General features: G+C 71.2%; 10 protein-coding genes and 1 pseudogene. 5 read left to right on the forward strand and 6 right to left on the reverse strand.

The genetic code is table 11. From position 1 onward, the window contains the following. The first annotated feature begins 49 nt into the window (after window positions 1-49). Window positions 50-1,126 carry an NAD-dependent epimerase/dehydratase family protein gene (locus tag A8G15_RS13205; protein WP_068159910.1) on the forward strand — a complete coding sequence of 359 codons (1,077 nt, stop codon included), beginning with the start codon at window positions 50-52 and terminating at the stop codon, window positions 1,124-1,126. Between the two features lie 6 nt (window positions 1,127-1,132). On the opposite strand, the gene A8G15_RS13210 is transcribed toward A8G15_RS13205, so the two are convergent. Together A8G15_RS13210 and A8G15_RS13215 are read right to left on the reverse strand one after the other, a co-directional pair. After that, window positions 1,133-2,356 (reverse strand): MFS transporter, encoded by a 1,224-nt coding sequence (locus A8G15_RS13210; protein ID WP_068159912.1) that lies wholly within the window; start codon window positions 2,354-2,356, stop codon window positions 1,133-1,135. 56 nt (window positions 2,357-2,412) lie between these two features. Continuing rightward, a complete protein-coding gene (locus A8G15_RS13215; protein WP_068159915.1) occupies window positions 2,413-3,831 on the reverse strand; it encodes an aminotransferase-like domain-containing protein in 1,419 nt (472 codons plus the stop codon). Between A8G15_RS13215 and A8G15_RS13220 the strand changes: the two are divergent. After that, window positions 3,830-4,744: pseudogene (locus A8G15_RS13220) on the forward strand (DMT family transporter); the annotation flags it as partial. The gene A8G15_RS13215 and the pseudogene A8G15_RS13220 overlap by 2 nt on opposite strands. Here the strand turns inward: A8G15_RS13220 and egtD are convergent. The 4 genes from egtD to egtA are packed head-to-tail and all read right to left on the reverse strand — an operon-like array spanning window position 4,742 to window position 8,973. After that, on the reverse strand, window positions 4,742-5,698 hold the full coding sequence (egtD, locus tag A8G15_RS13225; RefSeq protein ID WP_068159918.1) for an L-histidine N(alpha)-methyltransferase: 957 nt from the start codon (window positions 5,696-5,698) through the stop codon (window positions 4,742-4,744). The pseudogene A8G15_RS13220 and the gene egtD overlap by 3 nt on opposite strands. Beyond that, on the reverse strand, window positions 5,695-6,444 hold the full coding sequence (gene egtC, locus A8G15_RS13230; RefSeq protein WP_068159922.1) for an ergothioneine biosynthesis protein EgtC: 750 nt from the start codon (window positions 6,442-6,444) through the stop codon (window positions 5,695-5,697). The genes egtD and egtC overlap by 4 nt, the downstream gene beginning before the upstream one ends. Beyond that, the gene (egtB, locus tag A8G15_RS13235) at window positions 6,437-7,726 is read right to left on the reverse strand and encodes an ergothioneine biosynthesis protein EgtB (protein ID WP_068159940.1); all 1,290 of its coding nucleotides are present in this window, start codon (window positions 7,724-7,726) and stop codon (window positions 6,437-6,439) included. Before egtB ends, egtC begins: the two co-directional genes overlap by 8 nt. 20 nt (window positions 7,727-7,746) lie before the next feature. Then, the gene (gene egtA, locus A8G15_RS13240; RefSeq protein WP_068159924.1) at window positions 7,747-8,973 is read right to left on the reverse strand and encodes an ergothioneine biosynthesis glutamate--cysteine ligase EgtA; all 1,227 of its coding nucleotides are present in this window, start codon (window positions 8,971-8,973) and stop codon (window positions 7,747-7,749) included. 155 nt (window positions 8,974-9,128) lie between these two features. Between egtA and A8G15_RS13245 the strand changes: the two genes are divergently transcribed. The 3 genes from A8G15_RS13245 to pth all read left to right on the forward strand — a co-directional run bounded on the left by A8G15_RS13245 (window position 9,129) and on the right by pth (window position 11,786). Further along, entirely contained in the window at window positions 9,129-10,298 is a 1,170-nt protein-coding gene (locus A8G15_RS13245) for an aminotransferase class V-fold PLP-dependent enzyme (protein WP_068159928.1), read from the forward strand. 231 nt (window positions 10,299-10,529) lie between these two features. Continuing rightward, window positions 10,530-11,129 carry a 50S ribosomal protein L25/general stress protein Ctc gene (locus A8G15_RS13250; protein WP_068159929.1) on the forward strand — a complete coding sequence of 200 codons (600 nt, stop codon included), beginning with the start codon at window positions 10,530-10,532 and terminating at the stop codon, window positions 11,127-11,129. Between the two features lie 84 nt (window positions 11,130-11,213). After that, window positions 11,214-11,786 carry an aminoacyl-tRNA hydrolase gene (pth, locus tag A8G15_RS13255; RefSeq protein ID WP_068159933.1) on the forward strand — a complete coding sequence of 191 codons (573 nt, stop codon included), beginning with the start codon at window positions 11,214-11,216 and terminating at the stop codon, window positions 11,784-11,786. Window positions 11,787-12,040: the final 254 nt, after the last annotated feature.

The following is a 12,040-nucleotide window of genomic DNA, read 5'->3' on the forward strand; positions in this document are numbered from 1 at the left end:
TCCGGCCACAGACCGATTGACACCGCCGCGGCACGGGTATGCCCGCTCCATGAGCGAGGAAACACAGGCGACACCGTCGGACCTGCACGTGGTGGTGACCGGCGCGACCGGCAACGTCGGTACCGCCGTCGTCCGGGCGCTCGGCGAACAACCCGCCGTCACCTCGGTGCTCGGCGTCGCACGCCGCGACACCGACTGGACCACCCCGAAGACCCGCTTCGCCGCGGTCGACGTCGCCGCCGGCGATCTGGGTGCCACCATGCGCGGTGCCGGCGCCCTGATCCATCTCGCATGGCTCTTCCATCCGACACACAAACCGGAGAAGACGTGGGAGAACAACGTCCTCGGCACGATCCGGACCCTCACCGCGGCCGCGGACGCGCAGGTTCCGGTGATCGTGGTCGCGTCGTCGGTGGGCGCCTACTCCCCCGGCCCCGAGGACGGACACGCCGTCGACGAGTCGTGGCCCACTCACGGCTGGCCGGGCGCGGCGTATCCACGGGAGAAGGCGTACCTCGAGCGGTGGCTGGACGTGTTCGAGATCGAGCATCCGGACATCCGGGTCGTGCGTCTGCGTCCCGGCTTCATCTTCCAGCGCGGCTCGGCGTCGGCGCAGCGCCGCATCTTCGGTGGCCCGTTCGTGCCCGGGTCGCTGGTGAAGGCGATCCCCGTGGTACCCGACATGCCCGGGCTGAGCATGCAGGTCGTACACGCCGACGACATCGCCGACGCCTACGTCCGGGCCGTGCTGCAACCGGTTCGCGGTGCCTTCAACATCGCCGCCGAACCCCCGGTCGACGCGCACACGCTCGGGGAACTGCTCGGTGCCCGGGTCGTCCCGGTGCGCAGCGGCCTCGTGCGGACCGCGGCGGCCGCCGCGTGGCACGCGCACCTCGCACCGGCGGAGCCGGGACTGTTCGACACCGTGCTGCGGCTGCCGCTGATGGACTGCGGGCGAGCACGATCCGAGCTGGGCTGGTCCCCGTCCCACGGAGCCGCGGAGGTACTCCGGGAGTTCGTCGACGGACTGCGCTCCGGCGCGGGCCTGCCGACCCCGCCGCTGGCTCCGGACAGTGTCCGTGGCCGGGTACGGGAACTCGCCACCGGCGTCGGGTCGCGGCCCTGATCCGAGTCAGCCGCGCACGGCGGCGGTCTCCTCCTGCGAGCGGGCCGGGGCGGCGCGACGCGCGGCGCGCAGGTCCAGTACCCACGCACCCGCCGAGGCAACCGCCAGCGCGGCACCGGCGACACACGCCCCGGACCATCCGGCGGCCGACCACGCCACCGCTCCGATCGCCGAACCCGAAGCGCCGCCGACGAAGTACATCGTCATGTACACCGAGTTGATGCGGGCCCGCGCCGCCGGTTCCAGCGCGTAGACGACGTTCTGGTTGGTGATGTGCACGCCCTGCACGGCGAGGTCGACGGCGACGAACCCGATCAGGAACCACGTGAGGCTGTGGGCTCCGGCGGCGAGCGCGGCCCACGACGCGACGAGCACGACGACGGAGATTCCGGTCGTGAGCCGGATGTGCCCGCCGTCGGCGGCGCGGCCCGCGGCGTTCGCGGCCAGCGCCCCGGCGATCCCGGCGAGACCGACCAGCCCGATCTGCGCGTCGCCGAAACCGTAGGGCTCACCGGCCAGCAGGAACGTCATCGTGGAGAACAGGGCCGCGACCGACGCGAACGACGACGCGCCGAGCAGCGCGCGGGTGCGCAGACGCCGGTGCGTGCGCACGAGCGTGCCCAGCGACCGCAGCGTCGCCGGGTAACCGGCGTGTGCGGTCGGCCGCGAAGCCGGCAGCGTCCACCACAGTGCGGCCGCGACGACGATCAGCGCAACGGCCCCGGCCCGGTACACGGTGGCCCAGCCACCGAGTTCGGCCAGCAATCCGGCGATGCTGCGCGCGGACAGGATCCCGAGCAGCAGACCGCTCATCACGGTGCCGACGGCTCGGCCGCTGCGCTCCGGTTCGGCGAGGGCCGCAGCGAACGGCACCAGCACCTGCGCTGCGACGGAGAACAGGCCGGTGATCGCGATTCCGACGGTGAGGACGGCGATGTTCGGGGCGAAACCGCTGGCGACCTGGCCGGACGCGGCAAGGATCATGAGGCCGACGGCGAGCCGCCGTTTGTCGAGCATGTCCCCGAGCGGCACGAGGAACAGCAGGCCCGACGCGTAGGACACCTGAGCGACCGTGACGGTGAACGCCGCCGCCGAGTGGGAGGTGCCGAGGGCCGTGGCGATGGTGTCGAGCAGCGGCTGATTGAGGTAGTTCGCGCCCACACACAACCCGGTCGCCAGCGCCATGAGCAGGAGGACGGGTGTCGTGAGTGCGGGTCGCGGTGAAGCCATGCCGTTCAGATTTCCGTGCCGTGTGGTGTCTGTCCAACGGGCTGTCAGCCGTACGGTCAGCGCGTCCGCCCACGCTCCAGCATTTCGCCGATGATGCGGGCGGCGGCGGGAAACACCCCGGGGTTGGGTCCGGAGAAGTTCAGCCGCAGGTGCGGGCCGGTGGGTTCGGCGGGGAACCATTCGTCTCCGGCGGTCACGACGACGCCCGCGGCCTCGCAGTCACGGACGAGTGCGGCGGTGTCGGTGTGCTCGGGCAGCCGCGCCCACAGGTTCAGCCCGCCCACGGGCAGGGCGTCGAGATGCAGGCCGGGGGCGTGTTCGCGCAGTGCTCCCGCGAGCAGATCCCGGCGCGCGGCGAGCTGCGGTCGCAGGCCGCGCAGATGGGTGCGCCACCCGGGCTGGGTGACGACGTCGACGGCAACGGCCTGCAGGACCCCGCTGACGTACATCGACTGGGCCTGCACTTCGGCGAGGATGCGATCGCGAGCCGGTCCGCGCGCGACGATCCCGGCGATCCGCACGGCCGGGGACACGCTCTTGGTGAGGGATCGGACGTAGACGACGTGCCCGCTGTCGTCACGCGTGGCGAGCGGCCTCGGGTCCGCGGTGATCCCGAAGTCGTGCGCCCAGTCGTCCTCGACGAGGAACGCGCCGGCGTCACCGACGAGACGGAGGACGGCGTCGGCGAGGTCCGGTGACCACTGCGCGCCGGTGGGGTTCGCGAAGTTGGGTTGAGCGTAGAAGGCCCGTGCGCCGGTGCGGTCGAAGGCGCGGGCGAGCTCACCGAGATCGGGGCCGTCGGCTCCGCTGGGCACCGGCACGACGTGTACCCCGGCCTGCGCGGCCGCGACCATCGCGCCCCAATAGGTGGGTGATTCGACGAGCAGCGGGTTGCCGGCGCCGACCAGCGCGTGGAACGCGGCGCTGAGCGCGCTCTGGCTGCCGGGTACGACGATGGCGTCGCTCGGTGTCGGGGGTGCGACTCCGAGCGGGGTCGCGGCACCGAGTTCGGTCGCGAACCATGCCTGGAGTTCCGGGATGCCCGCCGTCGGCGGACGCCCCACAACCGCGTCGCTGCGGGCGGCGCGCCCGAAGGCGCTGCGCACCAGCCGCTCCGGTAGCAGTTCCCGGTCGGGATATCCGGAGTGCAACGCGATCAGATCGTTCGGGACGGTGCGCAGCGAGGAGGGCAGCCGCGGCACCCGACGATCCGGCGATCCGAGGGCCGCGGTCTGCCAGCCGTAGTCCGTCGGTCCCGGTACCCGCACGGCGCGGACGAAAGTGCCGACACCGGGCCGGCTTTCCACCGTTCCCTGTGCCTGGAGGGTGCGCAGCGCGGATTGCACGGTGACCGGGCTCGCGCTGTACTTCGCCACCAGCGCACGCGTCGACGGGAGTTTCGCGCCCGGTGGTGCGGCGGCGATCCAGCGGCGGAGGTCGGACACGATCCGCGCGCTACTGCTATCGTTGGACATGAGAGACAATAGTAGCGCTATCGCCCCGGTTCGGCAGGTGCTATCGGCGCCGGGGAGCGGTATCCGGTGGGGGCTGCTGGGGGTGGCGGCGTTCTCCCTCACCGTCCCCCTCACCCGGATCACGGTGCAGGACGGTGCGATGTCGGCGATGTTCGCCGGGATCGGCCGCGCGGTCGTCGCCGCCCTGCTCGCAGCCGTGGCACTGGCCGTCACCCGGCAGCGACTCCCCCGCGGCACCCAGTGGCTGCGCCTCGCAGTCGTCGCCGGTGGGGTGGTGATCGGCTTCCCCCTCCTGACCGCGCACGCCCTGACCGTGACCTCCGCGGCCCACAGCGCGGTGGTGATCGCCCTGCTCCCGGCGGCGACCGCGGTGGCTGCCGTCGTGCGGGGCCGGGAGCGGCCGCCGCGCTCGTTCTGGATCACGGCCGGCGTCGCGGCGACCGCGGCGGTCGGCTTCGCCGCGTTGCAGCCGGGGAACTTCGGCGGCCTGCACCCCGCGGACCTGCTGTTGCTCGGCGCGGTCGTCGCCGCCGCGATCGGATACGCCGAGGGAGGCCTGCTGGCACGCGAACTCGGGTCGTGGCAGACCATCTCGTGGGCGCTCGTGCTCAGCGCGCCGGTCACCACCGTCGCGACCGGGTACGCGATCGCCGACCATCCGCCCACGGGCACCGCGATCGAATGGGCGGCATTCGCCTACCTGGCGGTGGTGAGCATGTTCCTCGGGTTCTTCGCCTGGTACCGCGGCCTGGCGATCGGTCCGATGACGCGCGTGAGCCAGATACAGCTCACCCAGCCGGTGATGACGATCTGCTGGGCCGCAGTGCTTCTCGGCGAACGGCCGGGCGCGTCCGTGCTGGCCGGCGGGGCCGTGGTGATCCTGTGCGCCGCGACCGCTGTTCGCAACCGGTCAGCGCCGCGACGCCCCGATCAGCGCGAACCGGGCGTCCGGGTCGACCCATTCGTGCCGGACCACGAAGCCCGCATCGGTGAGCTCGCGGGCGATGCCGTCGAGCCGGAACTTCGCGGAGATCTCCGTCCGTAGCTGCTCGCCCTCCTCGAACGAGACCTCGAGGTCCAGACCCGGGATCCGCACGGTCATCGCCTCGGTCGCTTCGAGCCGCATCTCGATCCACTCGTTGTCCGCGTCCCACAGGGCCACGTGCCGGAACCGGTCCGGTTCGAAGTTCGCGCCGAGGCGATGGTTGAGCACGAGCAGCACGTTGCGGTCGAATTCGGCGGTGATCCCGGCGGCGTCGTCGTACGCGGGGACGACGATGCCCGGGTCGACGACGAGACCGACGCCGAGCAGCAGCCACTCCCCCGGATCGAGGGTCGCGGCGAGCCGGGTCAGGAATTCGGCGCGCTCGGCCGGGACCAGGTTGCCGAGGGTGCCACCGAGGAACGCAATGACCCGCCGCCCTCCGTCGGGCAGGTGACTCAGCGACCCGGTGAAGTCCCCGACCACCCCCCGCACGGTGAGCTCCGGGTATTCGGCGGACAGACGGGTCACCGCGCCCTTCAGTGCGGCCTCGGACACGTCCTGCGGGACGTACGTGTGCAGGTAGGGGGCGAGTGCGTCGAGCAGCAACCGGGTCTTCTCGGACGATCCCGAACCGAGTTCGACGAGCAGCTCCGGCCGCATGGAATCCGCGATGTCCGGTGAATGCGCCTGCAGCAGAGCGCGTTCGGTACGGGTCGGATAATATTCGGGCAGCCGGGTGATCTGTTCGAACAGGTCCCCGCCACGTTCGTCGTACAGCCAGGTCGGCGACAGCCACTTCGGGGACGCGGTCAGACCGCGTCGGGCGTCGGCCCGCAGCGCCTCGTCGAGTTCCGCGGGGGTCAGGTACACATCGACGGTCATGGTGCGGCAACCTCCAGTGGGGACACGATCAGGTGCCCCGGTCGGGCGCTGACCAGGTGCCGGTCCGGCACCCGGGTCCAGCGCGGATCGTCGTCGTACGGTTCCGAGGCCACCACCGCGACATCCTCGTCGATCAGCGTCCACAGCGAGTGGTACCACGCGGTGGCCCACAATCCGGAACCGTTGCACAGCAACATGTTCAGCCGTGACTTCGGGGACAGTGCGATCACGTCGAGGACGAGACGCATGAGCGCGGCCTCGGGCCGGTCGGTGCGCAGGCGCGACCGCAGCAGCAGCCACAGGGTCGCCGCGTCCGTGGGTGATTCGAGCCGGAGCAGGTCCGCCACCGGCAGCCGCTGCGCCAGCGACACGAGCGTCCCCGGCCAGCCGACGACGCGGCCGTTGAGACTGAACGCCCACCGGCCGTCCGAGAACGGGGCGGCCGCCGACCGTTCCACCGGCATCCCCTCGGTCGCCGAGCGGAGCGCGGCGATCATCGCCCCGGTCCGAATCGACGACAGACCCTCGGCGACAAACGGATCCGACCAGATCGGCTTCTCGCTCCGGTACCGGCCGGGAACACCGTCGGCCGTCCACCAGGCCACCCCGAATCCGTCGGCGTTGACGGTACCGCCCCCGCGCATGTCCTTCGGCGCCCACGACTGACGCACCAGCGAGTGCGGACCACCGGTCACCAGCGACCGTGCCGTCCGTACCGGGCCGAGATAGCCCAGGTGTCTACACATCCGCAACGTCCGACGGGACGGGAAGATCACGGGCGCAACGGAATCCTGCGAATATCTGCCGTCTGATCGGATGGTCCCAGTTGCGGAAGGTCCCGCGGCACGCGACCGTGTCGGTGCCGAACGATCCACCGCGCAGAACCCGGTAGTCGCCGCCGAAGAACACCTCGGAGTACTCGCGATACGGGAACGCCCGGAATCCCGGATAGGGTTCGAAGCCCGACGACGTCCACTCCCACACGTCGCCGATCAGTTGCTGCACGCCCAGCGGCGACGCGCCCGCCGGGTACGCGCCGACGACCGCGGGTCCGAGGTGGCGCTGCCCGAGATTCGCGTGTTCCGGCCCTGGCTCGGCGTCGCCCCACGGGTAGCGGGTGCTGCGCTGCTCCAGGGGATTCCATCGCGCGGCCGTCTCCCACTCCACTTCCGTGGGCAGGCGTTTCCCCGCCCACCGCGCGTAGGCGTCGGCCTCGTGGAAACACACGTGGACCACCGGTTCGTCGGGATGAACCGGAACCGCGACGCCGAACCGCCTGCGCCACCACGTGCCGTCGTGTTCCCGCGTCCAGAACTGGGGGGCCTCGAGACCGGCGGCGAGCCGGTGCTCCCAGCCGGTCTCGCTCCACAATTCGGGCCGAAGGTAGCCGCCGTCGGCCATGAATTCGAGGTAGCGACGGTTGGTGACGGGCACGGTGTCGATGCGGAACGCGCGCACATGCACGCGGTGTGCGGGACGTTCGTTGTCGAGCGCCCATGGATCCGTGGTCGTTCCGATCTCGACCTCCCCACCCGGGATCGTGACCTCGTCCGACTCCACCGGGCGGCCGGTGCGCGGCGCGTCGGGGGCGAACAGCACCGGCGGCCCCGAACGCAGCTGATGGGTCGCGAGCATCGTCTCGCCGTGCTGCTGTTCGTGCTGCGCGATCATCGAGTACACGAATCCGTCTTCGGTCAGTTCCGAGTCGAAAGTGCAGTCCTCCAACGACTCCGACACTCGTGCCCGCACGTCGGCGGCGTACCGGCGAGCCTGCTCGGGGCCGAGCAGCGGCAGGCCGTTCCGAGTGGCCCTCGGATGACGGAATGCGTCGTACAGCTCGTCGAGGTCGTCGCGCTCGGCGTGCAACCCGGCCGCTTCCCGCAGCAGCCAGCGCTCCTCCTGGTTGACGATGTGCGCGAGGTCCCAGACGAGCGGGCTCATCAGCGGTGAATGCTGCGCCGTCAGGTCCGCGTCGTCGAGGTCGGTCAGCGCGGCCGTGCGGGCACGGGCGCGGGCGAGGTCCCGCATCACCTGCGCTCGCAACGCGCTCACCGGCCCTGCCCCTCCGGCCCGCGACCACGGCAGCACCGGGCCGCCGCGGCGTCGAGAGCCGCAGTGAACCTCATGTCCGGTGACGCCTCGGCCGCCAGCGCCAGCAAACCGACTGCTGCGGCACGCAATTCGAGACTGCCGAGGCCGTACTCCGCGGCTTCCTCCCAGCGGTCGGCGACCGGCGCGGCGATCGCCCCCGCCTCCTCCATCACCGCGTGGGACGTCAGCAACGCCTCGATCGCCGCGACCGGCACCTGCCACAGTTCACCCGGTTGCGCATCGAGATACCGCACCTCGAAATGGCCGCACGGCCGCACCGGCGGGAACAACGTCGACAGGTGGTAGTCCAGGTCGTCGGTGGTGGGCCGGCGGCCCAGGTCGCCGTCGAGGGAACCGGCCAGCCAGTCCGCGAACGATGCGTCCGGCGGCGCATGCCAGTCCGGGCCGGGCGACTTCACGCACAGCAGCGGCGCATCGAGCGCCCACGCCGGATACTCGTCGGGCTCGGCCACCGGAGTGGTGCGGCCGGGATCGAGCTTCAGCCACGCCCGCATGCGCTGGGACGCCCAGCGCCCGTCCGGGACACCGTTGAGCTCAGGAGAACACGCGAACGCGGCGACCATTGCCGGTCCGATCGCGTGCAGCAGCCGCCAGCGGCGTCGCAACTCGTCGTCGTCCGCGCCGGCGTCGACGCTCACCTGCACCGCGGCAGTGCTGTTCATCATCAGCCTGCCCATCGGCCCGATCCGGTCGAACCGCAGTTCCATCGCGCTGTAGCGGGGGGTGCGCAGCAGCCGTTGCGGGGGCCGCACGTCGTCGCCCGCCGAATCGAGCATGAGCAGCGAACGCCGGGACAGCAGCGAGCGGAGCATGCGGGTGTCGGCGACGAGGCGATCGCTCACCTGCCGCGCCGACGCACAGGGCACGCTGGACAGTTCGACCTGGCCGCCGGGTTCGAGGCTGACGACACTGCCCGACGGCAGCGGTCGCGCGGACGAGGTGGGAGCCACCGTCCGTGGGGCGTGCGAGCCGAGCGAATCGACGATCGCCCGGAGCTCGGGTCGCGCGGCGGTCCCATCCGCGCGGGCGGTGAGCCATTCCAGCTCCACCCCGATCAGCCGCGGCGGCCCGAACCGGAAACTGCTGCGGCGGACATGGGCCTTCGCATCGGCCCGCGACGTGAGAGCAGCACGTGAGGACGCCGTGTTGATCGCGGTCACCACTCGATCCACCCTCCCTCGCCGCCGAGCCAGGACACGGACGAGCCTAACCCGCTCGTTGCCGCAGCGCCGCGAGAACTCCGGCCGCGACACGCCCGCCGGCGTTACATTCCTCGCATACGTACTGTCCGTACGGGATGTGGAGAGGTGGTCGGTCCGTGCTGGATCTCGAACGGGTTCGCCGGGACACCCCCGGCTGCTTCGACCGGGTGTTCCTCGACAGCGCCGGCTCGTCGCTGCCGCCGGCTCCCGTGATCGACACGGTCGTCGCACACCTGCGCCGGGAGGCGGAGGTCGGCGGATACGTCGCCGCGAACGAGCAGCTCGACGCCTTGGACGGCGTGAAGACCTCGATCGGCCGGCTGCTCGGCGCCGACGCGGCCTCGGTGGCGCTCACCGACAGCGCGTCGCGTTCGTGGACCTCGTTCTTCTACGCGGTGCCCCTGCGACCGGGCGACCGTATCCTCGTCTCCCGTGTCGAATACGCCGCCAACGCGGTCGCCGCCCTGCAGCGCGCCCGCGCCACCGGCGCGACCGTCGAGCAGATTCCGTCCGACCCTCACGGCCGCATCGACGTGGACGCGCTCACCGCGATGCTCGACGAGCGGGTGAAAGTGGTGTCGCTGGTGCACGCCCCCACCAACGGCGGGCTGATCAACCCGGTCCGGGAGGTCGCGGACGCGGCGCACGCGGTCGGGGCACTCGTTCTCCTCGATGCGTGCCAGTCCGTCGGGCAGCTTCCGGTGAACGTCCCCGAACTGGACGTCGACGCCCTGTCCGCGACCGGCCGCAAGTGGCTGCGCGGTCCGCGCGGCACCGGTTTCCTGTACGTGCGGCCGCGTCTGATCGGCGAACTCGAACCGGCCGTGCTGGACCTGCACAGTGCGCAGTGGTCGGGAACCGAGGAGTACGAACTGGCGCCCGACGCCACGCGCTTCGAACTGTGGGAGGCCGACGTCGCCGCACGCCTGGGCCTGGGTGCCGCGGTCGACTACCTGCTCGACCTCGGGATCGACGCGGTCACCGAGGCGATCTCCTACCGCGCCGAGCACCTCCGCGAGGGCCTCGGACGCATCCCCGGCGTGCGGGTCCGCGACCTCGGTGACCCGCGCAGCGGCATCGTCTCGTTCACGGTGGACGGTCGCGAGCCGACCGCCGTACGCGACGCGCTCGCCGGGCAGTCGATCACCGTGACGGTCAGTCATCGCAGTTCGACGCTGCTGGACATGACCGCGCGGAAGCTCGAAGCGGTCGTCCGTGCCTCGCCGCACTACTTCGTCTCCCCCGCCGACGTCGATCGCTTCCTGGCTGCCGTCCGGAACCTGTGAAGTCGGCCGCGCGGCCGCCGGAACCCGGGGCCGTTCGCTTTGCCTGCGGCGATCCGGTAAAGTCGTTCGAGTTGTCTCGGCGAGGGTGAACCGCGTAATCGCTGGCTCACCGTGATCGACGCGGCTGCGGCTCCGCTCGAGCGTTCCACGCTCCCGGCCCGCGCGTGTCCGGTCCCGCATCGCCGAGAAGACCGACCCAGTGAGAGCCACAAGCGTAGGAGCCGTTACATCATGTCCGACGAGAACCGTCTCGTAGCCGCCGTCCGCACCGAGTTCGGCAAGGGCGCCGCCCGCCGTGCCCGCCGTGACGGACAGGTCCCCGCCGTGCTGTACGGCCACGGCACCGATCCCAAGCACCTCGCTCTCCCGGCCCGCGAGTTCGCGGCCGTGCTGCGTGCCCACGGCACCAACGCCGTCCTCACCCTCGATGTCGACGGTTCCGAGGAGCTGGCGCTGACCAAGTCGGTCGTCGTGCACCCGATCCGCAACTACATCGAGCACGCCGACCTGCTCGTCGTGAAGAAGGGCGAGAAGGTCGTCGTCGAGGTGCCGCTGGTCGTCACCGGTGACGCCGCGCCCGGCACCCTCGTCGTCAACGAGGTCACCACCATCAAGCTCGAGGCCGAGGCCCTGCACATCCCCGAGCAGGTCGAGGTCTCCATCGAGGGCGCCGAGGTCGGCACCCAGGTTCTGGCCGGTGGCGTCGAGCTGCCCAAGGGCGCTGCGCTCGCCGACGACGCCGAGCTGCTGCTCGTCAACATCGTCGCGCCGACCGAGGAGCCCGCGGAAGAAGCCGCCGAGGGCGAAGAGGCCGCGGCCGAGGAGGCCTGAGCCACTCACGGCTCCACATGATTCGCTGCGGCGCGTCATCCCCCGGGGGATGGCGCGGCACCGGTCGGGAAGGAAGACACGAACGTGAGCGAGGACACCGCGCTCGTCGTCGGGCTCGGCAATCCCGGGCCGAAGTACGAGAAGACCCGCCACAACATCGGCTTCATGGTGGCCGACGTGCTCGCCCGACGCGTCGGCGGTTCGTTCGCCGCGCACAAGCGAAGTAATTCGGACATCGTGCAGGCCCGTCTCGACGGCCGGCAGGTGATCGTCGCGAAGCCGCGCACCTACATGAACCTGTCGGGTGGCCCGGTCGCGAACCTGGCCAAGTTCTTCTCGGTCGACACGGCGAACATCCTGGTGATCCACGACGAGCTGGATCTGGATTTCGGCACGATCCGTCTCAAGCAGGGCGGCGGCGAGAACGGGCACAACGGGTTGCGGTCGACGTCCGGTTCGCTGGGCACGAAGGACTATCTGCGGGTGCGGATGGGCATCGGCCGTCCGCCGGGCCGGCAGGACCCGGCAGATTTCGTGCTCAAGCCGTTCTCGACGACCGAACGCAAGGAACTCGACATCTTCTGCGAGGAGGGCGCCGACGCCGTCGAACTGCTGCTGCGTCTGGGCCTCGAAGGCGCGCAGAACCGGATCCACTGAGCCGTGCGTGGTTTCCGGCCCGTGCGCGTTTTCGGTAGCGGCCGCTACCGAAAACGCGCACGGGTTCAGCCGGCCAGCAGCGCGGCGAACCGACCCGGCGCAGCGCGCCTTGGAGGAGGATGTCTCGGCAGCTCCCGCGACGGCGACCGAGCCCTCCCCGCCACACATACCGTAGTTCCTTGCCTTCGGCCGTCGCGAACGCCTTCAGAGAGCGCTCTGCCCGCGCCGGCCCGCGCTGCGCACGCGCGATCGCC

The organism is Rhodococcus phenolicus, assembly GCF_001646785.1.
In the GTDB taxonomy this organism is placed as follows: Bacteria; Actinomycetota; Actinomycetes; order Mycobacteriales; family Mycobacteriaceae; genus Rhodococcus; species Rhodococcus phenolicus.

Bases quoted from the DNA above. Each gene is read 5' to 3' on its own strand.
- A8G15_RS13205 (WP_068159910.1), top strand. From the start codon at position 50: ATGAGCGAGGAAACACAGGCGACACCGTCGGACCTGCACGTGGTGGTG.
- A8G15_RS13210 (WP_068159912.1), bottom strand. From the start codon at position 2,356: ATGGCTTCACCGCGACCCGCACTCACGACACCCGTCCTCCTGCTCATG.
- A8G15_RS13215 (WP_068159915.1), bottom strand. From the start codon at position 3,831: ATGTCCAACGATAGCAGTAGCGCGCGGATCGTGTCCGACCTCCGCCGC.
- egtD (WP_068159918.1), bottom strand. From the start codon at position 5,698: ATGACCGTCGATGTGTACCTGACCCCCGCGGAACTCGACGAGGCGCTG.
- egtC (WP_068159922.1), bottom strand. From the start codon at position 6,444: ATGTGTAGACACCTGGGCTATCTCGGCCCGGTACGGACGGCACGGTCG.
- egtB (WP_068159940.1), bottom strand. From the start codon at position 7,726: ATGCGGGACCTCGCCCGCGCCCGTGCCCGCACGGCCGCGCTGACCGAC.
- A8G15_RS13250 (WP_068159929.1), top strand. From the start codon at position 10,530: ATGTCCGACGAGAACCGTCTCGTAGCCGCCGTCCGCACCGAGTTCGGC.